We start from the raw sequence: 23,749 nt of genomic DNA, 5'->3' as shown, positions 1-23,749 counted from the left end.
GCGCGAAGGGGGAGTCCATGGTGCAGGAGAAGCATCGTCCAGATGTCGCCGGCCACACAGGGGCGGAGGAAGACACCGCATTCCGTGACGCACTTTTGCCGTCGGCGTCGGATGATCCTCTGTCTTCCCCGGTTTCGGATCTGCCACGGTGGGCAGGGGAGGCGGACGGAACCGGCATCCCTCTGCTCACGCGCAGGGCATGGCCGGCCTGGGCGCTTGGCAGTTTGGCTTTGATCAGCGGTATCGCCATCGGCTGGCTGGTTCACCGGCCGTCTTCTTCCAACGGTGCGTCCAATGCGGCGTCCACGGCGGTATCCGCGGTGGTGCCGCCGGCGCCAAAGGACGCCGCGGATAGCGCGGTGGTGGTGGACGTGCAGGGCGATGTGCGGCGGCCCGGGGTGTACCGGTTGCCGGCAGGGGCCCGGGTGGCGGATGCCGTCGCTGCGGCCGGAGGATTTGTTCATCCAGAGGACGCTCGCTGGATCAACGAAGCAGCGCCGCTGGACGACGGGCAGGACATCGTGGTGCCATCCGCCGATCCCGAGGCGGGAGTGGCAGCTTCGGCCAGCCCGACGGGCGGGGATGCGGCCCCAGCCGGCAGCCCGGGCCGAACCCCGGCAGCGGGTGCCGAATCGTCTGGTACAGACGGTTCAAGGCCGGCCGCGGGAGGGCTGAAGATCGACCTGAACACGGCCGATCTCCAGACGCTGCAGACCCTGCCCGGCATCGGGCCGACCAGGGCCAACGCGATCATCACCTACCGACAGCAGCACGGCCGGTTCCGGGCGGTCACGGAGTTGCAGTCGGTACCCGGGATCGGGCCGGTGTTGTACGAGCGGATCGCACCCTTCGTGACGGTGGTCTCCTAGCGATTCGACCCGTGTCAGGCCGCAGTTTCGGTTTCGCCAAATCGGAACGGGCCAGCCCATGTGAAGGGGGGAGAGGCGATGACGGTCAACTGGGTGACCGTTGGACTGGGACTGGTGCTGCTCGGTTCCGTGTGGCAGGGTTTCCGGCGAGGCTTCGCGGTCCAGAGCGGGCACCTGGTGCGCCAGGTCCTTCATTTGGCGGTGATCGCCCTGTGCCTGTGGGCGGGATGGCGTCTCACGGTATGGCTCGGAGCCTGGGTGAAAAGCGCCTCTCTGGCCGCGTGGCCACCCGTGTTGCGCGGGCTGGCGGAAGCCTGGCAGCAGGCGCCTAATGCGGGCAGCGCCATCGCTTTTCTGGTGTTGTACGGCGTGCTGGCGGCTTGTATCCAGCGCCTGTTGAGACCTCTGCCGGCCCTGCTGGTGCAGGCGATTCCACCCGGACTCGGCCACCGGCGCGGCCTCGGCGCGGTGCTGGGCGTCGCCGCGGGCGTGGCGCGGATCTCCGTGTACGGGGCCCTGCTGTTTCTCGCGCTGCAGTATTTTACGTTGCCGGCCGTCGGAAGGGAGGCGGCCGGGTCCACCCCTTACCGTTGGTTGGCGGAGCGCGTGTACAATCCCTGGGTACGCCCGTTCGTAGCGCGCGAGTTGCCTGTGCTGGCCGAAGGCGCCCTACAGCCCCTTGCGAACAACATCAACCTGTTCGTCGTCCCCAGCCCGGGCGGGCAGGCGCAGGGCGTCGTGATGGTGCCGAAGGACATCGCCGCCTTGGCGCAGCGCATCACGGCGGGGCAGACCACCGAGCGCGGTAAGGCGAAGGCGATCTACGAGTGGGAGATCCACCATATCTCGTACGACTGGCAGAAGTACGACGACTTTGTGTACCGCGGTCAATGGGATCAGCAGTCTCCCGAACAAACCCTGCACACGGGCAAGGGGGTTTGCGCCGACTACGCCTTGTTGTACGCCAACCTGGCCCACGCGAGCGGGTTGACGGTGAAGATCGACGAAGGCATCGGCGGTACCGCAGGGCAATCCGGGCCCCACGCTTGGAACGAGGTGTGGGACGGCCAGGCGCAGCGGTGGATCCCGTTGGATGCCACCTGGGGCAGTGAACAAGATGTTTGGTTCGATTCTCCTGGATTTTGGCAGACACACCACCTGCAGACGGCCATCCTCATCAAGGGGGACCATCGCTGATCCGGGTGCCCGCCTGGCAGGTTGTCGTGTGGTCCCTGGTCTTCACCATGGTGGCGGGAGATCTCCTCAACGCGAGGGCGCCTCAGCCCTGGCCGGTCTGGCTGGGGTTGAGCGCCCTCTTCCTATGGGGCGGGCTCGGCGGCGGTTGGCTCTGGGACGAGGCGGTCGTACGGATCAGGGCCCGGGGATGGCGGCGTGGCCAATCCCGAGCGGATAAGCGGCCTGTGCAGGCCGCCAGGCCGGCCTGGGTCCGCCGGCCGCGGCACGGCCAGCGCCGAGGGGCCTGGTGGGGGTGCCTGTTGGCACTGGCGCTCGGCTACGGGGCATGGCGTGGCCACGGCGCCCCGCAGAATGCCGACGCGTGGTGCGGCCGCCCCCTGTCGGCGGAGGCGTCCGTCCAGGCGGTGTCCACGGGAAAATCGGGGCCGTGGTACTGGGTGCACCTGGAGCGCGTCGGCGGACCTGGGGCCTGGACCCCTTGCGACGTCGTAGCGGTGTGGTTTCCGGCCGAGCCGAATGGCGCCAAAATGCATCGGGGCGATCCCGTCGTCCTGCGGGGGGTCCTCTTTCCAGATCCTCACCGTACTCCCGCTGGACCTCTGGCTCGGCCCCAGTACCGTTTCGAGGGCACGGTCACATCCGCCCTGCACCAGCGGAACGCCATTTCCCTGGCCTTTTCCCGGGCCGACGACGCCATCGCCAGCGCACTGCACCGGACGTCCGGCTTAGACGAGGAGACGGCCGGGCTGGTGCAGAGCATGGTCTTGGGCGGATCGTCCCTTCCCACCACGCTTGAACGGGCCTTCCTGGCCGCCGGACTCCTGCATGTGTTAGCTGCGAGCGGGGCCAACGTGATGATATTGGAACGGACGGCGTCTTGGGCCGTGCAGCCCCTGTGGCGGCGGATGCGGATGCCGGCCTGGGGGTGGCCGGTGGCGTGGGTGACGGGCGTGTGGGCGTTTGCGGGCTTGTGCGGGTTCTCCCCTTCCATCGTCCGGGCCGCTGCGATGTCCACGTACCGGATGGCGGCCCAGTGGTGCGGCCGCCCAGTTCGCGTGTCCACCTGCCTCGCCGCCGCGGCCCTGATGATGGGGGTGGCGGACCCGGGACAACTGTGGAGCGTGTCGAGCGCCCTGTCGTTCCTGGCCACAGCGGGCGTGGCGATGGCGCTGGCGGGCGCAGCGTCGGTTCCGTCACCGGTGGGAGACGGGATACTCCGGCGGGTGGTCGCGCGTCTCTGGGCGACAGCGACGGCCACCGTGCACGCGTCGGTCTGGGTGGACGCGGTCATCCTTCCGGTCTCGGTCTGCGTCTTCGGCCAGCTCACGCCGTACGCCGTCTTGTCCAACGCGCTGATCGATCCGTTGCTCGCTCTCCTGCTGCCGCTGGCAGCGGGAACCATCGCATGGGCGGTGACGGCTCAGGGGTTGCCGGTGCTGCGACCGGTGGCCGAAGGGTGTGGCGCCCTTGCAGCCCTCGGCGTGCATGGACTCGTCGGTTGGTCGGAGTGGGTCGCGGGATGGCCAGGCGCGCTGTGGCAGTTCACGCCCTTGCCCTGGGGGTGGACCGTGCCTTACTACATCGGGCTGGTGCTCCTGTATGTGTGTCGGCGGCGCGGAACCTGGCGCCGAATCGGGCGTCCGCCAAACAGACCGCGGGCCGGCGTATGGTATAATGATGCAGGCAAGCCGACCGGGGTTTAGAGCGGGAACAACTGGACGGCGGCGGCCGGATGTCCCACTCGGAAGTGGACATCGTAAAAACATCACCATTGTCCGCCGTCCAGTGACACAGAGGCGTTGGGAGAGGGAGGAACTATGGCAGACATCCTGATTTTGGGGGCCGGATACGCGGGAATGATGGCCGCCACCGGCTTGGATCGGATTTCGGAACCGTTTACCCTCGTCAACAACCATGAATACCATTATTTTACCACTCTGTTGCATGAAGCGGCCGGGGGCCGTGGGGAACCGATGAAGTACACCGTCCCGATCCGGGACATGCTGCGAAAGCCTTCGTCCCGGTTTGTGCAGGACGAAATTGTGCGTTTGGACCGGGCGCGCCGCGTGGCCATCGGGAAATCCGGTGAGTACCCGTACGAGTGGCTGGTGGTGGCTCTCGGCTGGGTGCCCGAGTACTTCGGCATCCCCGGATTGGCCGAGCACAGCCTCGTGCTGCGCAACATCGACACAGCCATTCAGATCCGCCGCCACATCGAGTCCCAGTTCGAGGCGTACAAGAAGGACGGCGATTCGACGCATCTGCGCATCGTCGTCGGCGGCGCCGGGTTGACAGGCATCGAATTGGTCGGTGAACTGGTCGATTGGATCCCCGAATTGTGCGTCCGCTACGGGATCGACCGATCGGCTGTCGAGATCCAGAACATCGAGGCCATGCCCACCATCCTGCCGCAAGTGTCGCCTGAGTTGCGCGAGGTGGCTGCCCGTACCTTGACCGAAAAAGGAGCTCGGCTGCGGACGAACACCAAGATCGTCAAAGTGGAGGCCGGGGAGGTGCACGTGGAAGGCGACGACCCTGTGCGCGCGGGCACCATCATCTGGACGGGCGGCGTACGCGCGCATCCGCTGCTCAGCGAGGCAGGGTTCACGGTCGATCGGCGCGGGCGCGCGAAGGTGGACGCGTACCTGCGGTCCGTGGACGACGACCACGTGTTCGTCGGCGGCGACACGGCCTGGTTCGAGGACGAGGAAGGCAAACCGCTGCCTCCGACGGCCCAGGTGGCGACACAGATGGGTCACTGCATCGCGGAAAACGTCAGCTCAGCGGTGCACGGACACCCGCTCAAGGTCTTCCGGCCCAGCCTCAAGGGCACCTTGGCGTCTCTTGGCCGCGAGGTGGGCGTGGGCAACATCGGCAAATTTCCAGTCAAAGGTTTTTTGGCTGGGTTGGCGAAGGAAGCGACGAAGGTCAAGTACTTCTGGGAGCTCGGCGGTCTCCGGCTGACCGCGGAAAAGACGGGCGAAATTGTGCATCTGACCTGATGGTCGCCTACACCCCGGGCTTCACCGGGGTTTTTCGTATTCTGGCATCCCTCCGCGGGGTGCCGAAGGAGGGACGGACCCTCGGTGTTGGATTGGACGAGCGCCATGAAAGCAGTGCAAGAGGGCGATGGGAGCGGGGTGTTCACGCTCGTGGGCCACGAATACGCGCTGGCCGAGTCGTTCGTTCAGGCGCTCCGGAATCGCCTGGGAGACGACCAGGGACCGGCCGACGTCCAGCGATTCCCGTTCGATGAAGAAGGGTGCGACGGCGCGGTCTTCGCCCTCGAAAGCTTGACCTTGTTTCAGGTTCGGCCGGTCGTCGTGCTGCAGCGCTGCACAGCGATGGCCGCGGGAGGGCGGGCTCGCTTCGCGACCGACGCCCTGGAGGCGTACCTGGCGCGGCCTGTGCCGGGGCGGGCGCTGGTCATCACGGTGGAGCAGGACAAACTGGACGAACGAAAAAAACTGGTGAAGTTGGCCAAACAGCACATCGTGGTCGACTGCCACCCGCCGAAGGAAGCCCAGGCGCTCGCCATTCTGCAGCAACTGGCGGCCGCTGAAGGGATTGGCATCCATTCAGCCGCCATGAAAGAGCTCTGGCGCCGCAGCGCCAGCGTGTCGGCGGCCCTGCAGGAGATGCGCAAGTTGTGGATGTTTACCGGCGAACGCCCGATCACGCCGGCGGACGTGGCGGAGGCGGTCGCCCCGCCGGTGGAGGACGACGTATTCGCATGGATAGACGGGGTGGTCCAGGGGCGTGCGGACCGCGCGTTCCGGGCGCTGGGGGATGTTCAGCGAAAGGGCGAAGACCCACTGAAGCTGTTTGCTCTGATTGCGCGCCAGATCCGACTGATGTGGTACACGCGCGTTCTCGGGGAGCGAGGGATGTCCCCCACCCAGATCGCTGCCGAGGTGGCCGCGCATCCCTACGCGGTGCGCGTGGCCGCGGGCCAGGCTGCCCGCGTGAACCCGGAGCGGATGGAGCGCCTGCTGACCGTCCTGGCAGACTTGGAGTTCGAAGTGAAAAGCGGGCGGCGGGATCCCCACCACGCCTTGGAATTGGCGGTTCTTGCCTGCTGTTGAAGGCCGCTTCGCCGGTGCATGCTAAGGGAAAGTGGACGAGGAGGTACAAGGATGGCGAGACGGCGGCTGTTGGTTCCCGAGGCGCGGGAAGCCTTGAACCAGTTGAAGCAGCAGGTCAACGAGCAAAAGCGGTCGGAAGGCGCCCTTTACGCCGACGCCATGGCCCGTGCGTTGCCGTTGGACCCGGCCAGCCAGCGCCGGGAGCGGTCTCCTGCAAGGACCGCCGCCCGGGTTCAGACCCCGGGGCTGAACCCTGGGGTATCGTCGGCGGGCCGGTCCCAGCCTGTCCGGGTGGGCGCGTCTCATGTGACGCCCGGCGCGGGTCGGGGTCAGGCAAAGGTCCCCGTGCCCGCATACGCGGGGATGCCCTACCGGGTCGGTGCGGCCGATCCTGGTGAACTCACCGCTCGCCAGGCCGGGAAGTTGGGTGGCGAAATCGGCGGGACGATGGTGCAGAAGTTGGTGCAGATCGCCCGCGAGGAACTTTCGAAATCACCGCATCTGGCGAATCCGCGGCAGGTCCGGAACTTGCTCGGTCAGCATACCGGTCCTGAACGGGGCCGATGACGGGATGCGGTTCCTAGTGGGAGGGTCGGACGCGGGACTTTGGACCCAGCGTGCATCAAGGGCCTTCGCCATACAGACAAAAAACGACCCGTGGCGGGTCGTTTTTTGTCACACGAAGAAGGTGTGCTCAGGCCTGCTGCGATTGGCTGGCTGCGTTGAATCGCCGGGTGAGGCGGGATTTCTTTCGGTTGGCCGCATTGCGGTGGATGATGCCCTTCGTCACGGCCTTATCCAACGCGCGCGTGGCGATGCGCAGGGTGATTTGCGCCTGCTCCAGGTCGCTTTGCGCGAGGGCGCGTTCAAACTTCTTGATGGTCGTGCGCAGCGCCGACTTCAGCGACGCGTTGCGCAGCGTACGCCGTGCGGATGTGCGGACGCGTTTTTCTGCGGACTTGATGTTCGGCACAGTGCCACCTCCTTGCCACCCTCGATTGCAGACAAAGGTCAGTCTATCACATCGCCTGTGGAACTGCAATCGTACTGTATACCGGACCGCCGGAGGCGACAGCTTAAAGACGTAACCATGAGGACGGGAGGCGGTCGGATGAAGACAGCCCATCCATGGCGGCTGCATGCACACTCGACGCGCGGTGATGAGGATGGTTGGGGACAGATGGACAGCTACAGTCCGCGGACGGACCTGGCGATTGAGGCGCATGAGATGGCCCGCCGGCGCGTGCAGAACGTGCCGGGGGTGGAGGAGGAGACAGAGGAGTTCGACGGCATCCGCGTATCCCGGGTGCATGTCCAAAACCGCCAGGGGGAGCAGGCCCTCGGAAAACGCGCGGGACGCTATGTGACCATCGAGGTGCCCGGTCTGCGGCGGCGGGACCCCGACCTGCAACAGCGCGTGGCCGAACAGTTTGCAAAGGAGTTCGAACGCCTGCTCGATGTCCCCGAACAGGCGACCGTGTTGGTGGTCGGACTGGGCAATCGGCAGGTGACGCCGGACGCACTCGGGCCCAAGGTCGCCCAAAGGATGTTCGTGACCCGGCATTTGTTTCAGTACTTTCCCGATCTGCTCGGCGAGGGATACCGGACGGTCGCCGCCGTCTCCCCTGGGGTTCTGGGTGTCACAGGCGTGGAGACGACCGAGGTCGTGAAGGGGATTGTGGAGCATGTCCGGCCGGATCTGGTGGTCGCCATCGACGCCTTGGCGTCTCGATCGCTCAACCGAGTCAACGCCACCATCCAGATCTCGGACACCGGCATCCAGCCTGGTGCGGGCGTCGGGAACAAGCGGAAGGCGTTGGATGAGCAGACCCTGGGTTGTAAGGTGCTTGCCGTCGGCGTGCCTACCGTGGTCGACGCCGCGACCATCGCCAACGACGCGATGGAGCTCATCCTGGCGAAATTAAAGGAGACCGTCCCCGGCAACGGGGCCAGCCAGATCTTCGACCACTTCAGCCCGCAGGAGAAGTGGCAACTCATTAAGGAAGTTCTGGATCCCCTCGGGAACAATCTGATGGTGACACCGAAAGAGATCGACGAGTTTATCGACGACGTCGCCGAGGTGGTCGCGCAAGGACTCAATCTGGCGCTGCACCCGTCCATGACCATGGAGGACGCGAGTCAGCTGACGCATTGACGGGGTTCAAGGGCCCGTCTGACGCCCTGCCGGGGAAGGCCAGTGCCGGCGAACCGCGCTCCCCAGGTGCCAGGCTGCGCGACCGAGCGCCCACAGGCCGGCGCCGACGCCGAGGAACATCAAGGGCATGAACGGAAGGCTGTACCGGCCATAGGCGAAGGTCGCCGAGTACAAGGCCGTGTAATACAAGAGAGTGAGCATCATGAACAGCGCCTCACGGCGCCGGCCGCGTCCAAGCAGGAAGGCGATGATCCAGCCCAGGCAGCCTGCCTGCACGAGGAGAGGCTGTACCCAGCGCATGGTCTCCTGCTTGACGCGCAGGATCGGCTTCCAGTAAAACGGCCGATCCCAGAGAATTTCTGGCTTTATCGAAAGATAGCTGTGCAAGAAGGAACGTTTGTCCGACTGCCACCACGCATGAATCCTTTGCTTCGCCACCTGTTGCTCGGCGAGCGACAGGTCGAATGCGGAGATGCCCGGATGGGCCGCCTTGATGGCATTGAGCGTCTCCTGGTAGGTGCCGGGGGGATAACCTTCCCCCTCGAAGGTCCCGAGCAGAAGCGGGTCGCCCGTACCGTTGGTCAGCGGAACGAAGCGGTGAAACGCCAGCTCGTTGCGCACCCACCACGGGGCCAAGGCCAAGCACACGATGACCGCTCCGAGGAGTGCGTGCCGGGCGAGCGTGCGCAGGGGGTAGCGGTGTGACAGGAGATACACCAGCACCACCAGGGGAAAGAGGGCGACCGTCGGCCGGAAGAACAACGCGAACAGGTAGCAGCCCACGGCTGCAAGGAGATGGCGGGTGCTCCGCGTGCGCGCGAGGCGCATGCAGAAATAGACCAGCCAGGCGAAGCTGGCGGTAAAAGGAGGTTCTGTGAGCAGCAGGGTGTCCGTCAAGATGCCAGGCACGTACAGTGCGCATCCGAGTGCCGCCACCAACCCTGCGGTCACCCCCCAGGCCTCGCGTCCGCACAGGTAGACACCGTAGACGGCGGCCACGCCAAAAAGGGACATGACCCCCTTGGCGATCATCACCCCCCAGGGTCCCCACCCAAAGACCGCGAACACCGCCGCCAACAGCAGCGTGATGCCGGGCATCATGTGGGCGGTCGGCTCATCTGGCGAATGGTATGTGAAGCGCCCGTACTGCAGGAGCCAGATGGCGCTGTGCATGTAGCCCACGTCGTCGCTGTTCAAGGTCAGGCTGAGGCGATACCGGACCAGCACCGCCGCCCGTATGGCCAGCGCCAGCAGGAGGATGGCATAAATCCATCGTTCCCGGTTCGATTGCAGCCAGGTAAACCACCGCTTCACGACGCGCACCGGCCTGCGTCCCCCTCCTTGTCCGATTCCCAGGCGAGTATAACACATGCCGCCGCGCGCGTCCCCTGGCGAGAGGCTACCGGGCTGTGCCTGTCCAACGGGAGAGGACCGACTGCACGTATTGCACGGTCTCGGGATAGGGCGGAATCCCGCCGTAGTGATCGACCGCTGCCGGCCCTGCGTTGTACGCCGCCAAGGCCCGTGGTACGTCGCCGCCATATCGGGTGAGCAGCTGCGCCAGGTAGCGCACGCCGCCGTCGATATTCTGCGCGGGATCGAACGGGTCGGTCACGCCGAGCATGCGTGCGGTGTCCGGCATCAGCTGCATCAAGCCCTGAGCGCCGGCGGGGCTTTGGGCGTTTGGACGAAAGCCGGATTCCTGGGCGATCACGCTCATCACCAAGCCGGCGGGAACACCGTACCGGGCGGAGGCCAGCGCAACGAGACGGGCCACGCTGCCATCCTCCCCCGGGCGTGCCGTTCCGGGTGGCTGGGTACCGGTACCCGTGGCCCCGGTCTGTTCCACTGGATCCGTTTGGCCAGGCTGATCCGGTGCCGACGTCCCCGTCGCGTTTAGCCCGCTGGTCAGGGCGAGCCAAGTCCAGGCGGGAAGCCCCTGGAGGCTGTCTCCCAGCACGGGTGTGGAAATTCCTGGCGGGATGCCGGGGAGGGTCAGGGGCGTAAACCCCGCTTCGTCGCCGGATTCGGCCGGGTCCAGTCCGGGCACGGGCAGCTGGGAGATCAGCGATTGGGTCCACACCTCCCAAAAGGACGGGTCGGCGGGTAACGTAGCCGCTCGGGCCGAGGCGGCAGTCCCGCTGGCCGCCGAGTTCACGGCGGACGTTGCGGACGCGCTGCTTCCCCTGGGTTCTGGCGCATTCAGCCCCTGGCCGGGGCGGGTCCCTGGAAGCGGTGAAAGCCGGAGTTCGGCGGTCATCCCGACACCCCCTTTTATCACGGCGTTCGGCGCGATCCTCCACGCGCTGCCGGTCTGTCCGTCTTGTGCTCGACGCTCTTTTCGCCGCGTCCCCTCTGGATTCCTGCACCCACCTTCCGTCTCTCGTAACCTGGCAAACCGTTCGCTAGAGTGATAATTTGTCCGCTTCGTTCATATACATCGGGCAGAAAGGCGCACGAGGGCGAGGGATGTCCATGAAGAGTACCTGGATGCAGATTCGGCGGTATGTGAAACGGGGACTGGCGGGGGTGTTGTTCAGCCTGTTGGTGTTGGGCGCCAGCGCGGCAGCGCTGTCGATGGTCGCGGCGGGCATCCGTGCCTTGTCTGGACCGGCAGCGCTGCCGGCGGAACCCGTCACCGCATCCACCGCCGTGCCGAGCGTAGCCGCAGGGGGATATCCTGCCCCTCTCCCTGGGCAGGCCGGTTCGCTCCCGCTGGCAACCTCTGCGGGTGAGCAAGGGACGTTGGATGCGTGGGATCACCGGCTGGTCGGGATGCAGAGCCCGATTGCCAATACCCTCGATCGCGGCGGCGTCATCCTGGGCCTGCACGTGCAGGAGGCCTTCGGACGCCTGCTGTCGGGCCTACTCGAGACGTTGTTCTTGGAGCGACCGGCGGTCTCCGGCGGGGGACAGCCGTGATGGCGCAGCAGGCGGAAGCACGCCGGATATCGTGGCTGGTTTTGGCGCTGTGGGTGGAGACCGCGTCGTTGCTCTGGATTCTGGCCGAAGCCGCACTGAGCGGATTCGCGGCGATGCGCGCAGGAAGCTTGGCCTTGTCGGCGTTCAGCGCCGACAGCGGGATCGAGTTTGTCTCTGGGGTCATCCTGTGGGTTCGCCTGTGGTGGGAGCAGAGCCATCCCGACCACGGGTGGGTGGATCGCGTGGAGCGCGTGTCCTCCGCCCTCGTGGCGGGTTGCCTGTTCTCCCTGGCAGGGTTCATCTCCTTTCAGGCCGGACAAGCGCTGGCAATGCGCTCGGGGATGCTGGAGAGCCCGCTCGGGTTGGCGGTGGCCGTGGCGTCGAGCCTGGTCACCCCTTGGCTGGCGTTCGTCAAACGCCGCCTCGGGCGCAAGCTGCACAGCCAGGCTCTGTTGGGGGACGCGGCGTGCAGCATGACCTGCGCCTGCATGGCGTGGGCGCTTTTGGCAGGGCTCTTACTGCAGTGGGCGTTCGGCTGGTGGTGGGTGGACGCGGCCGCCGCCCTTGGAATCGTCGCCTTTGTCCTCCGGGAGGCGTGGGAGTCGGCCGAGGCTGCTTGGTCGGGCGCCCCGCACCTGCACCATCATCTTCCGGATTCCGCGTCTGAGCCGCCTTCGTCGAGTTCCTGAATCCGCGCACCCCTCCCTTCCCTTCTCGCCTCCGGCGGGAAGGTTTTTTCTCTTTTTTCCCGCTTTTTTCTCTTGATTGTTTTCAAGAAATGGTTTGCAATAGAGGGCAGACGCGGAGACGCCCGGTGACGAAGCCGTTGGGCTCTCCGGACCATGGGAGGGGTACGTGGTGCAAGACGAGGGGATCGCAGAGGTCCGCGCTGCACCGACGACGGGCTCCGTCCGCCCCTGGGTCCAGGCAGGACTCCGGCGGGGCTTGTACGGGCTGATCTTGTTCCTTGTGCTCGTGTCGGTCGCGTCCCTGCCGAGGCACATCCGCCCGCCGCGCGGTGGCGTCCGCGACACTTGGGGCCACAACATGATGGCCGCCCTGTCGCTGTTCGCCCATCCGGAGGCACCGGCTCACCGCCAGGTGATTCAGGACGCCCTCGGACATGTGCCACTGACCCTGGGGTTCATCGTCTTCGCCGTCGCCGGGGCGTACTTGTTCGGAATCCTCAAGGGGCTGTGCGACGTGTTCCTCGTTGCGCGCTGGTATCGCGGCGTGCAGGCTGTGTGCTGGGTGGTAGACGCCCTGCCCCTGTTCGGCCTCGTGATCCTCGTCGAGATGGGGACTTTGTTTTTGCGCATGTTCTGGCGGGCCGACCCGGTGCACATGCTCCCGGACGAGACGTTCTGGGGCGGCACAGCCGTGTGTGCCGTGATGCTCACCTGGGGACCCGGGATGTACGTGGCGCGCGTGCTGGCAGTGACCCTGCGCCAGCAGTTCGGCGAGCGGTACGTCCTCACCGCGCTCGGCAAAGGGTTGCGCTGGCGTGAGGTCATCTTCAGGCACATCCTGAAGAACGCCCTGCCGAAGCTGGCCATCGAGCTGCCTGCGGTGTACACGATGGCGATGAGCGGGCTGGTGGCGGTGGAGTTCATCGGCATGCGCCAGCACGGGGCCGTTTTCGGCGCGCTCCAGGCGCTCGGCCACGCGGGGCTCGGGTTCAGCACCTTGTGGACCTCGCCGGGCGAATTTCAAATCGCGGCGCTCACCGCCTACCTGACGATGTTCACGGTCTTCACTGCAGTGATGCGGGGAATCGGGTGGTGGGCGGAACGCCGGTGGAGATGGATGATGGGTGCCTGAGTGGTTGAACGTACGCACTGCGGCAGGGGCGTTCCTCACATTGGCCGTGATTGGAATGGGAGCGGACCCCCAGGTGTGGGTTCACGTGTCCCCCTACGCCCAAGACGTGTGGCACGCGGCCACGGCCAGCGCACCGCCCTTTCCGCCCTCTCGCTTGCATTGGCTCGGCACCGACCAAGACGGGCACGACCTGTTCGCTCGCATCCTGTACGGTGCTCTGCCCACCCTGCGCGATGCGACGCTGTTGGTGCTAGCCATCTGGGGGCTGTCCGGCGCGATCGCGCTCTTGCGGACCGTATGGCATGTGCCTCTGCCGTTGTTCGATCTCGCGGCCGGTCTGATGTCTCTCGTGCCGCCCATGCTGGTCGCCCTGCTCTTGCTGGAGGCGCCCGGCATCTATTTCTCCGCCCGCCTGAACCTTTGGTACTACCTGGTCATCGCGTTGCTGGAGAGTGCGCGCTTCGCCCCGACCTTGGAGGGCGACCTGCGGCTCATTCTCGGCCGCCCGTTCATCGAGGCAGCACGGACCACCGGGTGTGCGCCCGTGCGCATCCTCACCCGCCATGTGTGGCCTTGGTGGCGTCCCTATCTTGCCGAGTACCTGCCCCTGACGTACGCCCGCGTCCTGGCGGTGATGGGAGAGCTGGCGTACTTTGGGATCTTCAGTCACCTGCGCCTGATCCGGACCGAAAACGCCGTCGTGATCGACAGCCGGCAACTGGACTGGCCGGCGTTGATCGGCGCCGCGAGCCAACACTGGTTTTCGGACCCGGCGCCCGTCCTGTTCCCCACGCTGGCCTTGTGTGCGCTCATCCTCGGGCTGCGCCTGCTGGCGGCGGGGTTGGCGCCGGAGCCTGCGCGGGGCGACGCCAGCTGGGCGCCAGCCGCCTGGCCGCGGGGCAGAGACAGACGGAGGCGGATGGCGGGCGGCCTGCGCGGCGGGTGGCGGCGCCGGCCCGGCTGTGCTACGCTTTTGGCGGACAACCGGGGAGTGGAGGCACGACAATTTGAAGATCGCGGTTCTGATTCCTTGTTATAACGAAGAACCCACCATCGCCAAGGTCGTCTCGGATTTTCGCAGGGAGCTGCCAGAGGCGGAGGTGTACGTGTACGACAACAACTCTCGCGACCGTACGGCGGACGTCGCGGCCGCCGCGGGGGCCATTGTCCGGCGGGAGCCGCGCCAAGGGAAGGGCAACGTGGTGCGCTCGATGTTCCGCGCGGTCGATGCCGACGTATACGTCATGGTCGACGGGGACGACACGTATCCCGCGGAGTTCGTGCACGACCTCATCGCACCCATCGTCCGCGGCGAGGCGGACATGGTCATCGGGGATCGGCATTCCAACGGATCGTACACGAAGGAAAACAAGCGTCCGTTCCACAACTTCGGCAACAATCTGGTCAAGTGGCTGATCAATGCGCTGTTTCATTCGGACCTGCGGGACATCATGACCGGATACCGGGCATTCAACCGGCTGTTCGTGAAGAACATGCCGGTGGCCAGCGAGGGGTTCGAAATCGAGACGGAGATGACGCTGCACGCGCTGGACAAGAAGTTTCGCATCGTCGAGATCCCGATCGATTATCGCGACCGCCCTGCGGGCAGCGTTTCCAAGCTGAACACCTTCAGCGACGGGATGCGGGTTCTCCGGACGGTGTTCTGGATTTTTAAAGACTACAAGCCGCTGGCGTTTTTCTGCACGGCGGCGCTCGTGTTTTTCGTGCTCGGTCTGCTGGTGGGGGTTCCCGTGATCACGGAGTTCATCGCCACCCACATGATCTCCAAGATTCCGTCTGCCATCTTGGCGGTCGGGTTCATGATGCTGGCGTCGATCTCGGTGACGTGCGGGTTCATTCTCGACACCATCGTGCGCCAGCACCGGGATGTCTACCAACTGCTGTTGAACAAGACGGAGTGACGCACATGAACTACCTGTTGGTCGCTGTAAACATCGCCCTGCTGGTGACGGGCCAGGCGATGTGGAAGATCGGGATCGCGTCCCTGTCGCTCCACGGAATCGGGGATCTGTTGCGGGCGCTGTTCTCTCCGTGGATCCTCGGCGGCGTGCTGCTGTACGGCGTAGCGACGCTGGTGTGGATCTATCTGCTCAAGCAACTGCCGCTCAGCATGCTCTATCCCATGCAGAGCCTCGCCTACGTGGCCGCGGTGTTGGTCGCGCTCGTGTTTTTCCATGAGGCGGTGCCATTGACGCGTTGGATTGGGCTCGCGATCATCCTCATCGGGGTCGTGTTCGTGGCGCGATGACGGAAAACCAGGGGGGAACCGGAATGCGTCTTGTGGTAGACGGGGTCTCCAAGGTCTACCGGGATGGGCGCGGTCGTGAGACGGTCGCCCTCGACGACATCCATCTCACGGTGGCGGAGCAGGAGTTCGTCGCCATTGTGGGCCCGAGCGGATGCGGGAAATCGACCCTGTTGTCGATGGTGGCGGGGCTCACCGAGCCCACCCGGGGTCAGATCTTTTTCGAGGGCGCGGCGGGGCGCAGCCCGCGCATTGGGGTGGTGTTCCAAGAGCACGCCCTGTTCCCGTGGCGAACCGTTCAGCGGAACGTCGAGTTCGGGCTGGAGCAGTTGGGCGTGCCGAAGCGGGAGCGCACCGAGCGGGCCCGCGAGATGATCCGCAAGGTCGGCTTGGAGGGATTCGAAGACAAATACCCGCATCAGCTGTCGGGCGGAATGCGCCAGCGAGTCGGGATCGCCCGCGCGTTCGTCATCGAGCCGGACGTGTTGCTCATGGATGAACCGCTGTCTGCGCTCGACGCGCAGTCGCGCCTGATCATGCAGGAAGAGCTGTTAAACCTGTGGGAATCGGTGCGTCAGAAGACGTTGTACGTCACGCACAACATCGAGGAGGCGGTGGCGCTGGCCGACCGGGTGGTGGTGTTGTCACGCCGGCCCGGCCGGGTGGTGCGCGTGGTGGATATCGACATCCCGCGTGCGGCCCGCAAGGCGCCGGAGGCGCAGGTGAAGTTGCTTGGCTTCGCGGACGCCATCTGGCAGACGATTCGGCGCGACGCAGAGCAGGCATTGGTGGAGGGATGAGGATGTCGGTCGAACGAGAGCGATCATCCGGCCGGCCGGAGGAGGCCCCGGAACGCGTTCCGGTGCGCTACCGAATGGGATTCGTGGAACGGCGGGCCCCGGCGTGGATCGCGCCGGCGGGCGTCGTCGTCCTGTTGGTCCTGTGGCAGGCGTTGACGGGCCTCGGCGTGATCCCAGAGGCCGACCTGCCGAGCCCCGTCTCGATTTTTCAAGCCGGCGTGCAACTGGTGCAAAGCGGCGACCTGTGGGTGAACACGGAGGCCAGCCTCGGCCGCATTGTGGTGGGTTATGCGCTCGGTGCGGGAGCTGGCATCCTGTTCGGTTTGTGGCTCGGCTTCTCGCGCATCGCGGAGCGCGTCGGGCTCCCGGTGGCGGGAGCGCTTTACCCCATCCCAAAGCTGGCCATCATCCCCCTCTTGATCCTGTGGGTCGGGGCGGGCGAGGCGTCGAAGGTGTTGGTGATCGCTGCCGAGGTGATGTTCCCGGTCCTGTTCAACACGTACGCAGGGGTGCGCAACACCGATCCGTCGCTGCTGCGCGCGGCAGTCAGCTTTGGGGCATCGCGCTGGACGCTTGTATGGCGGGTGATCCTGCCGGCTTCGCTGCCCACCATCTTCGCCGGGCTGCGCATCGGCGCCGGTTTGAGCCTGCTCATCCTGGTGGCGGCAGAGATGATCGGCGCGCAGCACGGCATTGGGGCGATGATCCTGCAGTACTCGTCGCTCATGCTGACGGCCAACGTCCTGGTCGGCGTGGTGGTGTTGAGCGTATTGGGACTGGTCATCAGCCGCGGGCTGGCCTGGTTGGAGCGCCGTCTGTTGCCCTGGCAGGCGCGTTGATTCCCGCGGGGTGCTTGCCCGGTGTTCCTCCGGCGGCGGCCGCCATCTATCGATCCTCTTGTCGAATCGCAGAAGACGGCGTATGATGATTCGAAAATCATCAACACGCCGTGGAGGCGAGCGTTGGGGCTCCGCGAGGGCCCGGAGACAGAGGAGGAGTGGAGTGTTGAACAAGCGTTGGGTGAGTGCGGCGTTGGCGATGGCGATGGTGGCGGTGGCCGGGTGCGGCGCGTCTGGTGCAGGGGCGTCCGGCGGCAGTTCGAACACCGCGAATCCGGCGCCTGGGAACCAGACGGCGGGGGGCAGCGGATCGACGGCGACGATCACGGTCGGGACGACACCGCTGGTCAGTTCGGCGCCGATCTTCCTGGCCCAGGACCTGGGTTACTGGAAGGACCTCGGGCTCGACGTGCAGTTGAAGACGTACGAGGCGGCTGGAGACATCGACGTCGCCACGGCGGCGGGCACCCTCGACGTCAGCGCGACGGGCATCACCGCCAGCCTGTTCAACCTGTGGGCGAGTGGTAAAAAAGAGTACATCGTCGCCGACAAGGGCCGCATTTGGCCGGGCCAGAAGTTCGAGGCGCTGGTGGCGAGCGACAAGGCGTGGAACGCCGGGGTGCACAGCGTCGCCGATCTGAAGGGCAAGCGGTTTGGCAATACGACGGCGGGATCGACTTTCGATTACTTGCTCGGGTCGATGCTGGCCGCGCACAACCTGACGCTCAAAGACGTGCAGGAGGTGCCGCTGCACACCACGTCAAACATCGCGGCGGCGGTGGAGTCGGGCCAGGTGGACGCGGCGATTCTGCCGCAGCCGGCGGCGAACAAGGAGCTGCAGAGCGGCAAGGCGCACCTCATCGCCTGGGTGGACGACAACGTCAAGGCGGACCTGCTCGTCATCGCCTATTCGCCGAATTTCCGCACGCAGACGGACGCAGCCACCAAATTCATGGAGGGCTACCTGCGGGCGGTGCAGTTCTACAACCAGCACGTGTACGGGAACCACAACGCCGATGACCCGGATTACAAAAAGGGTCTCGACATCATCTCCAAGTACGCCAAACAGCCGGCCGACGTCGTGAAGACGGAGCTGATTTACGTCGATCCCAAGGCAGAGGTCGACCCGGCGAACATCGAGAACCAGCTGAAGTTCTACCAGAGCGCCGGCTTTGTCAAGGGCGAGGTCGACGCGGGCAGCATGGTCGACGACTCGTTCCTGAAGCAGGCGCAGCAAAAGCTCGGCGGCGGGGCGTGACGCCCCGCCCCGCACATGGGCCGGCGGGGATGTTATCCCCGCTGGTTTTGATGCGGAATGTTTTCGATTGTCTCATTGTTTTGTCTCATTCTTATGGTAGATTTGGGGTATTGGCGGATGAGGTGAGGCGAGGGTCTTGAAGGCGTTCGTGCGTTGGTTGGTCGTGGCGTGCGTGCTGGTCCTGTTGATTGCGTTTCCGCATGGTTCGGACCCGAAACCCCAGATCGCTCAGTTGCGGACTCCCATTGTCTATTTTCGCTGGTCCGCCTACCTGCACAATTTGGAGGATTTGTGGCACCGAATTGCGCACGGGTCTCTGGGCATGGATGTCGTCCAGGGCCGTCCCGTGGCAGAGATTGTGGTGTCCAGTTTCGCGTCGAGCCTCGTCCTCGTGGCCATCGGACTGCTGATCACCATCGTGTTCGGTGTGGCCAAAGGGATCTACGATGGGGTGCAGGGACACCATGGCGGCCGGTTCCCTATGATGTCGTTCGGCTTGCAGTGGTTGATCGAGTCTCTCCCGGATTTTTTCATGATCCTCGTATTGGAAATGCTCAGTTTCTACTTGCTTCGCCATCACATCCAGGTGTACTTCGTCGGAAGTCGAGCCTTCTGGTCGGGAACACTCGTTCCCGCGGTATTGATCAGCCTTGTGCCCGCCATGTACTTGGCGCGCATGGTACGGGGCGTGGTGGAGGAGCAACTGGGGCAGCAGTACCTGGTCGCCGCGTATGCAAAAGGCTTGTCCAGGAGGAGGGTCATCGCGCGGCACGTCCTGCCGAACTGTCTTCCGGTGGTCTTGGAGAGCGTGGTGCCTGTCATCGGGCTGCTGTTCTCCAACCTGGTGATGGTGGAGTATCTCCTCTATCGTCCCGGGATGGTCTCCATGTTGTTTGGAGCCATGGGCAACAAAGGATTCGCACCGATTTACACGCCCATTTGGCCGACCAACGAGGTGCAATACTATCCATATGACGCGCCACTGGTCTTCGGCGGCGTGCTTGCGTGCGGATTGGTGTACGGGATGGCGTGGGGACTGGCAAGATTGCTGTTGAGAGCCGTTGGATATCGTCGATCGTTCAATCCGTACGCCGCACCCTTGCGCGAATCCAGCTGGAGATTCGGCGTGCCCTGGCAGATGATTGGCGGTGGCGTGACCCTCTTGTCGATTGTGGCACTTGGCGTGGTTGCGCACTGGCTGCCGCTGCCATCCCCCGAACAGCAGGATGTGATCCACTTCGGTCCCAACGACACCATCACTGCGCCGCCGTTTCCGCCATCACGAATCCATTGGTTGGGCACCGACGCCCAGGGGAGGGACATGCTCAGCCGTACCCTGCACGGAATCTTATCCACCTTTGGGTACGTGCTGATCCCTGTCAGCGGGATTGTGATGGCCGCCACCGTGCTCGCGCTCGTGTCCTCCGTGTGGCGGGTACAGTGGGTTCGCGAGCTGGTCTTGACATGGAGTTCGCTGGTCAGTGTCGTGCCCAGCGTCTTGCTGGCACTGCTGATCCTGCAAATTCCCGATGTGTATTGGTATGGCGTGCGGATTTCCCAAAATGTAATCCATTGGGATGCGGTGCATCGGTGGGTGTACATGGCGATCATCGGCGTGATCGAGATCGGGCGTGCGGCCGATGCCATGGTCCACAGATTGGAGGATGCCTCCGCAAAGGAATACATGGAGGCTGCGGAAATCGCCGGCAACTCTGCCCTGACGAAATTGCTTATTCATCACTGGCGAACGCTCGTGATGGTCGTGCTGGAGCTGTTTGCCGTCGAATCGGGTCGCGTTCTGCTCCTCATCTCGACACTGGGTTTCTTCCAGTACCCCATCATGCCGAGCTGGCGGCTCGAATCCGTGTATTCCGCTCCAGTCTGGGTGTTTTACCCGTCTTCACTGGACTGGACCGCGCTCGTCGCCGAGAATGCCCGCGACTTTGCGGCAACCCCGTGGGTGCTGGCGGGTCCCATCGTCTTTCTGACCATCACCGTTATCGCACTGAACCTGTTGGTGACGGGCCTTCGAATCGCGGCGCAATCTGTGCCCCGGCGAGCGGATGCACCTCCCTTGGGGTGGCGGTATGAGGTGGTGCGGAAGATCACGAGCCGCCATGGACAAGGCAGGAGCGAACGGCAAGCGGTTGGCGCGCCCGAACAGCGAGGCCATGGTTGATCGGTGGCTCCGCAATCTTGTGAACGGCCGGGCACGAATCCGTTGTCTCCGGCCGCGCTGGAATGATATAATCATGACGCGTTTTGACGGGCTGCCGCGCCTTTGTGGGGCGCGGCGTATTTCGTAGGGGCTGCGCAGAGCAAGGCGCGCGGCTGGCGCACATACACGGCGGGAGGCGGCGCTCGGGCATGACGGATCGGCAGCAGAGAATCCGCAACTTCTGCATCATCGCACACATCGACCACGGCAAGTCGACGCTGGCGGATCGCCTGCTGGAGCGCACCGGAACGGTCTCGGAGCGGGAGATGCAGGACCAGCTGCTCGACCAGTTGGATTTGGAGCGGGAGCGCGGAATCACCATCAAGCTGCAGCCGGTGCGCCTGTTCTACAAGGCGCAGGACGGGATCGAGTACGAGCTCAACCTGATTGACACGCCGGGGCACGTGGACTTCACGTACGAAGTGTCGCGCAGCTTGGCGGCGTGCGAGGGGGCGCTGCTGGTGGTGGACGCCGCCCAGGGGGTCGAGGCGCAGACCTTGGCCAACGTGTATTTGGCCCTCGACAACAACCTCGAGATCCTGCCCGTGATCAATAAGATCGACCTGCCGAGCGCCGATCCGGAGCGAGTGAAGCAGGAGATTGAGGACATCATCGGCCTCGACGCGAGCGAGGCGGTGCTGGCGTCGGCCAAGGCGGGCATCGGGATCGACGAGGTACTGGAGCAGATTGTGCGCAAGGTCCCGCCGCCGCAGGGCGATCCTGAGGCGCCTCTGCAGGCGTTGGTGTTCGACTCCCACTACGACTCGTACCGCGGGGTCATCGTCTACATCCGGGTCGTCAACGGCGAGATCCGCCCCGGGATGCGCATCCGAATGATGGCCACCCAGGCGGAGTTCGAGGTGGTTGAGGTGGGCGTGTTCCGCCCGGGCATGACGCCGGTGGAGAGCCTGGCGGCGGGCGAGGTCGGATACTTCGCCGCGAGCATCAAGAACGTGCGCGACACGCGCGTCGGCGACACGGTGACGGACGCCGAGCGGCCGTGTGCGGCGCCCCTGCCGGGATACCGCAAGGTGACGCCGATGGTGTTCTGCGGCCTGTACCCGGTGGACAGCGGCGACTACCAGGACTTGCGCGAGGCCTTGGAGAAACTGTCGCTCAACGACGCGGCCTTGACGTTTGAGCCGGAGACCTCGAGCGCGCTGGGATTCGGGTTCCGATGCGGTTTCCTCGGACTGTTGCACATGGAGATCGTGCAGGAGCGCCTGGAACGGGAGTACAACCTGACGCTGATCACGACGGCACCAAGTGTGGTGTATCACGTGTACCTGACCGACGGCACGCGGGTCGAGGTCGACAATCCCAGCAAGATGCCGCCGGCCGAGCGGATTGAACACGTGGAGGAGCCGGTCGTGACGGCTTCCGTGATCACGCCGAACGACTACGTCGGCGCGGTGATGGAGCTGTGCCAGGAGAAGCGGGGTGTGTTCAAGGACATGCAGTACCTGGACCAGACCCGGGTCACCTTGAAATACGAGCTCCCGCTGGCGGAGATCGTGTACGACTTCTTCGACCGCCTCAAATCGTGCACGCGCGGTTACGCGTCGTTCGACTACGAGCTGGCCGGGTACCAGCCTTCCAACCTGGTCAAGATGGACATCCTGCTCAACGGCGAGGTGGTGGACGCCCTGTCGTTCATCGTCCACCGCGACAAGGCGTATCCGCGCGGGCGGGCCCTGTGCGAGAAGCTGAAGGAGCTGATCCCGCGGCAGCTGTTCGAGGTGCCGATTCAGGCGGCCATCGGCAACCGCGTGATCGCTCGCGAGACCATCAAGGCGATGCGCAAGAACGTGCTGGCGAAGTGCTACGGCGGCGACATCACGCGCAAGCGCAAGCTGCTGGAGAAGCAGAAGGAAGGCAAGAAGCGGATGAAGCAGGTCGGCAGTGTCGAGGTGCCGCAGGAGGCGTTCATGGCCGTGTTGAAGATGGAGTGATGGGCATGGATGAGAACGTGGGCGGGCTCGCGGACGTGTTGCGGGGGCACCCGGTGTTGCGGGGGCGCCTGGTGGACACGCTGCACACCGCGGTGCCCACCTCGCTGTACGTGCACATCCCGTTTTGCGCGAGCCGCTGCCACTACTGCGACTTCACGACGTACGTGGCGCCACGGCCGGCGATGGACGCTTATGTCGCGGCGCTCGCAGAGGAATTCCGGCTGCTGGGCGCGGAGGCGACGGCGCCGCTTCAGACGGTGTTCTTCGGGGGCGGGACACCGACGTTGCTGTCGGCGCGCCAGCTGGACCAGGTCTTCGCGGCGCTGCACCGTTGCTTTCTCCTGGCCGAAGGGGCGGAGGTGACCGTCGAGGCCAACCCGGGCACGGTGGACGAGGAGAAGCTGGCGCTGTTGCGAGAGGCGGGGGTCAACCGGCTCAGCTTCGGTGCGCAGACGTTCAACGAGCGCCTTTTGCTCACCATCGGCCGCCTGCACGACGCCGATACCATCCGCCGCAGCGTCGCGATGGCCCAGGACGCGGGCTTCACGAACCTCAACCTCGACCTAATGTTCGGACTGCCGGATCAGACCCTGGCGGACGTGCGCGAGAGCGTGCGCGAGGTCGTGCGGCTCGGGGTCCCGCACGTGTCGGCCTACTGGCTGAAGGTGGAGCCGGGGACGCCGTTCGCCCGCTGGCGGGATGAGGGCCTTCTGTCGCTGCCCGGGGAGGACCTGGAGGCGGACATGTACGACCTGGTGCGGGATGAGTTGGCGGCAGCGGGCTTCGTCCATTATGAGGTCAGCAACTTCGCCCGGCCCGGGTGCGAGGCCCGCCACAACCTCGTGTACTGGCACAACGAGCCGTATTGGGCAGCCGGCGTGGGGGCGCACGGGTACGCGTTCGGGCGGCGCTACGAGAACGTCCGCGCCCACCAGGAATATGCGGCCCACGTTCAGGCGGGGCGGCGGCCCTGGGACGCTGCCCATGAGGTGTCGGCAGCAGAATCGGCGGAAGATACCCTGATGCTGGGGCTGCGCCTTCGCGAAGGGGTGTCGGCGGAGCGGTTTTTGGCGCGCCACGGGGTGCGGATGGAAGAGGCGTTTGCTGGCGTGATCGATCCGCTCGTCGCCCAGGGGCTTCTGACTTGGCAAGGGGGCCGTCTGCGCTTGACGGAGCGGGCGTGGCCAGTGGCGAACGTGGTCTTCGAGCGGTTTGTCGGCACCCTGACGGAAGATGAAGTGCCCCTCGACGTCAATTGACAATTTCCATCCGAGTTGCTATGTTCGACTTGAGTGAGTTTAGCACTCGTTCCGAGTGAGTGCTAACAGATTGGCGCCGCGGCCCGGACGGCGGCCGCGGGGTTCGGG

22 protein-coding genes are annotated in these 23,749 nt (G+C 65.2%); 19 read left to right on the top strand and 3 right to left on the bottom strand.

Translation table 11 applies throughout. The annotated features are described in order from the left end of the window. Nucleotides 1–20 precede the first annotated feature (20 nt). The 6 genes from N687_RS21995 (at nucleotide 21) to N687_RS24650 (ending at nucleotide 6,718) form a co-directional block, all read left to right on the top strand. Nucleotides 21–869 carry a ComEA family DNA-binding protein gene (locus tag N687_RS21995; protein WP_197029209.1) on the top strand — a complete coding sequence of 283 codons (849 nt, stop codon included), beginning with the start codon at nucleotides 21–23 and terminating at the stop codon, nucleotides 867–869. A gap of 78 nt (nucleotides 870–947) precedes the next feature. Next, a complete protein-coding gene (locus N687_RS0105165) occupies nucleotides 948–2,066 on the top strand; it encodes a transglutaminase domain-containing protein (RefSeq protein ID WP_029420841.1) in 1,119 nt (372 codons plus the stop codon). A gap of 26 nt (nucleotides 2,067–2,092) precedes the next feature. After that, complete coding sequence (locus tag N687_RS0105160) at nucleotides 2,093–3,769, top strand: ComEC/Rec2 family competence protein (protein ID WP_156040040.1); 1,677 nt, start codon at nucleotides 2,093–2,095, stop codon at nucleotides 3,767–3,769. 114 nt (nucleotides 3,770–3,883) lie between these two features. Then, on the top strand, nucleotides 3,884–5,068 hold the full coding sequence (locus N687_RS0105155) for an NAD(P)/FAD-dependent oxidoreductase (RefSeq protein ID WP_035462067.1): 1,185 nt from the start codon (nucleotides 3,884–3,886) through the stop codon (nucleotides 5,066–5,068). 84 nt (nucleotides 5,069–5,152) lie between these two features. Next, nucleotides 5,153–6,151, top strand: a complete 999-nt coding sequence (holA, locus tag N687_RS0105150) for a DNA polymerase III subunit delta (RefSeq protein ID WP_029420838.1) — start codon at nucleotides 5,153–5,155, stop codon at nucleotides 6,149–6,151. A 51-nt stretch (nucleotides 6,152–6,202) separates the two neighbouring features. Continuing rightward, nucleotides 6,203–6,718 (top strand): small, acid-soluble spore protein, alpha/beta type, encoded by a 516-nt coding sequence (locus N687_RS24650; RefSeq protein ID WP_051662964.1) that lies wholly within the window; start codon nucleotides 6,203–6,205, stop codon nucleotides 6,716–6,718. Between the two features lie 127 nt (nucleotides 6,719–6,845). On the opposite strand, the gene rpsT is transcribed toward N687_RS24650, so the two are convergent. Continuing rightward, nucleotides 6,846–7,124 (bottom strand): 30S ribosomal protein S20, encoded by a 279-nt coding sequence (gene rpsT, locus N687_RS0105140; RefSeq protein WP_029420836.1) that lies wholly within the window; start codon nucleotides 7,122–7,124, stop codon nucleotides 6,846–6,848. Nucleotides 7,125–7,331: 207 nt separating this feature from the next. Here rpsT and gpr point away from each other — a divergent pair, with 207 nt between their 5' ends. Then, nucleotides 7,332–8,306, top strand: a complete 975-nt coding sequence (gene gpr, locus N687_RS0105135) for a GPR endopeptidase (protein WP_029420835.1) — start codon at nucleotides 7,332–7,334, stop codon at nucleotides 8,304–8,306. 6 nt (nucleotides 8,307–8,312) lie between these two features. Here the strand turns inward: gpr and N687_RS0105130 are convergent, their stop codons facing one another. Both N687_RS0105130 and N687_RS25415 read right to left on the bottom strand, forming a co-directional pair. Then, nucleotides 8,313–9,629, bottom strand: a complete 1,317-nt coding sequence (locus tag N687_RS0105130; protein ID WP_051662963.1) for an ArnT family glycosyltransferase — start codon at nucleotides 9,627–9,629, stop codon at nucleotides 8,313–8,315. Nucleotides 9,630–9,705: 76 nt separating this feature from the next. Beyond that, on the bottom strand, nucleotides 9,706–10,566 hold the full coding sequence (locus N687_RS25415) for a lytic transglycosylase domain-containing protein (protein ID WP_081841162.1): 861 nt from the start codon (nucleotides 10,564–10,566) through the stop codon (nucleotides 9,706–9,708). A gap of 209 nt (nucleotides 10,567–10,775) precedes the next feature. Here N687_RS25415 and N687_RS0105120 point away from each other — a divergent pair, with 209 nt between their 5' ends. The 12 genes from N687_RS0105120 (at nucleotide 10,776) to hemW (ending at nucleotide 23,641) form a co-directional block, all read left to right on the top strand. Then, nucleotides 10,776–11,228, top strand: coding sequence for a hypothetical protein (locus N687_RS0105120; RefSeq protein ID WP_035462066.1), 453 nt, complete (start codon nucleotides 10,776–10,778; stop codon nucleotides 11,226–11,228). Next, on the top strand, nucleotides 11,228–11,917 hold the full coding sequence (locus N687_RS0105115) for a cation transporter (protein ID WP_051662961.1): 690 nt from the start codon (nucleotides 11,228–11,230) through the stop codon (nucleotides 11,915–11,917). Before N687_RS0105120 ends, N687_RS0105115 begins: the two co-directional genes overlap by 1 nt. A 169-nt stretch (nucleotides 11,918–12,086) precedes the next feature. Beyond that, nucleotides 12,087–13,049 (top strand): ABC transporter permease, encoded by a 963-nt coding sequence (locus N687_RS0105110; protein WP_029420830.1) that lies wholly within the window; start codon nucleotides 12,087–12,089, stop codon nucleotides 13,047–13,049. Beyond that, nucleotides 13,042–14,088 (top strand): hypothetical protein, encoded by a 1,047-nt coding sequence (locus N687_RS0105105; protein ID WP_029420829.1) that lies wholly within the window; start codon nucleotides 13,042–13,044, stop codon nucleotides 14,086–14,088. The genes N687_RS0105110 and N687_RS0105105 overlap by 8 nt, the downstream gene beginning before the upstream one ends. Further along, complete coding sequence (locus N687_RS0105100; RefSeq protein ID WP_029420828.1) at nucleotides 14,057–14,971, top strand: glycosyltransferase family 2 protein; 915 nt, start codon at nucleotides 14,057–14,059, stop codon at nucleotides 14,969–14,971. Before N687_RS0105105 ends, N687_RS0105100 begins: the two co-directional genes overlap by 32 nt. Nucleotides 14,972–14,976: 5 nt before the next feature. Next, nucleotides 14,977–15,318 (top strand): EamA family transporter, encoded by a 342-nt coding sequence (locus tag N687_RS0105095; RefSeq protein WP_029420827.1) that lies wholly within the window; start codon nucleotides 14,977–14,979, stop codon nucleotides 15,316–15,318. 23 nt (nucleotides 15,319–15,341) lie between these two features. After that, a complete protein-coding gene (locus N687_RS0105090) occupies nucleotides 15,342–16,115 on the top strand; it encodes an ABC transporter ATP-binding protein (protein WP_029420826.1) in 774 nt (257 codons plus the stop codon). A gap of 2 nt (nucleotides 16,116–16,117) precedes the next feature. Next, a complete protein-coding gene (locus tag N687_RS0105085; RefSeq protein WP_029420825.1) occupies nucleotides 16,118–16,954 on the top strand; it encodes an ABC transporter permease in 837 nt (278 codons plus the stop codon). 166 nt (nucleotides 16,955–17,120) lie between these two features. Beyond that, the gene (locus N687_RS0105080) at nucleotides 17,121–18,212 is read left to right on the top strand and encodes an ABC transporter substrate-binding protein (RefSeq protein ID WP_197029208.1); all 1,092 of its coding nucleotides are present in this window, start codon (nucleotides 17,121–17,123) and stop codon (nucleotides 18,210–18,212) included. Nucleotides 18,213–18,348: 136 nt separating this feature from the next. Then, entirely contained in the window at nucleotides 18,349–20,391 is a 2,043-nt protein-coding gene (locus N687_RS0105075) for an ABC transporter permease subunit (RefSeq protein ID WP_029420823.1), read from the top strand. A 188-nt stretch (nucleotides 20,392–20,579) separates the two neighbouring features. After that, complete coding sequence (lepA, locus tag N687_RS0105070; RefSeq protein ID WP_029420822.1) at nucleotides 20,580–22,382, top strand: translation elongation factor 4; 1,803 nt, start codon at nucleotides 20,580–20,582, stop codon at nucleotides 22,380–22,382. 5 nt (nucleotides 22,383–22,387) lie between these two features. Further along, nucleotides 22,388–23,641 carry a radical SAM family heme chaperone HemW gene (gene hemW / locus N687_RS0105065; RefSeq protein ID WP_081841642.1) on the top strand — a complete coding sequence of 418 codons (1,254 nt, stop codon included), beginning with the start codon at nucleotides 22,388–22,390 and terminating at the stop codon, nucleotides 23,639–23,641. Nucleotides 23,642–23,749: the final 108 nt, after the last annotated feature.

This window comes from Alicyclobacillus macrosporangiidus CPP55 (genome assembly GCF_000702485.1).
Classification (GTDB): Bacteria; Bacillota; Bacilli; order Alicyclobacillales; family Alicyclobacillaceae; genus Alicyclobacillus_H; species Alicyclobacillus_H macrosporangiidus_B.
Note: the sequence above shows the minus strand (reverse complement) of the source record. Positions and strands in the feature narration are given on the sequence as shown.

Bases quoted from the DNA above. Each gene is read 5' to 3' on its own strand.
- N687_RS25415 (WP_081841162.1), bottom strand. From the start codon at position 10,566: ATGACCGCCGAACTCCGGCTTTCACCGCTTCCAGGGACCCGCCCCGGC.
- gpr (WP_029420835.1), top strand. From the start codon at position 7,332: ATGGACAGCTACAGTCCGCGGACGGACCTGGCGATTGAGGCGCATGAG.
- N687_RS0105095 (WP_029420827.1), top strand. From the start codon at position 14,977: ATGAACTACCTGTTGGTCGCTGTAAACATCGCCCTGCTGGTGACGGGC.
- lepA (WP_029420822.1), top strand. From the start codon at position 20,580: ATGACGGATCGGCAGCAGAGAATCCGCAACTTCTGCATCATCGCACAC.
- hemW (WP_081841642.1), top strand. From the start codon at position 22,388: ATGGATGAGAACGTGGGCGGGCTCGCGGACGTGTTGCGGGGGCACCCG.
- N687_RS0105085 (WP_029420825.1), top strand. From the start codon at position 16,118: ATGTCGGTCGAACGAGAGCGATCATCCGGCCGGCCGGAGGAGGCCCCG.
- N687_RS0105120 (WP_035462066.1), top strand. From the start codon at position 10,776: ATGTCCATGAAGAGTACCTGGATGCAGATTCGGCGGTATGTGAAACGG.
- N687_RS0105165 (WP_029420841.1), top strand. From the start codon at position 948: ATGACGGTCAACTGGGTGACCGTTGGACTGGGACTGGTGCTGCTCGGT.
- N687_RS0105090 (WP_029420826.1), top strand. From the start codon at position 15,342: ATGCGTCTTGTGGTAGACGGGGTCTCCAAGGTCTACCGGGATGGGCGC.
- N687_RS0105155 (WP_035462067.1), top strand. From the start codon at position 3,884: ATGGCAGACATCCTGATTTTGGGGGCCGGATACGCGGGAATGATGGCC.
- N687_RS24650 (WP_051662964.1), top strand. From the start codon at position 6,203: ATGGCGAGACGGCGGCTGTTGGTTCCCGAGGCGCGGGAAGCCTTGAAC.
- N687_RS0105115 (WP_051662961.1), top strand. From the start codon at position 11,228: ATGGCGCAGCAGGCGGAAGCACGCCGGATATCGTGGCTGGTTTTGGCG.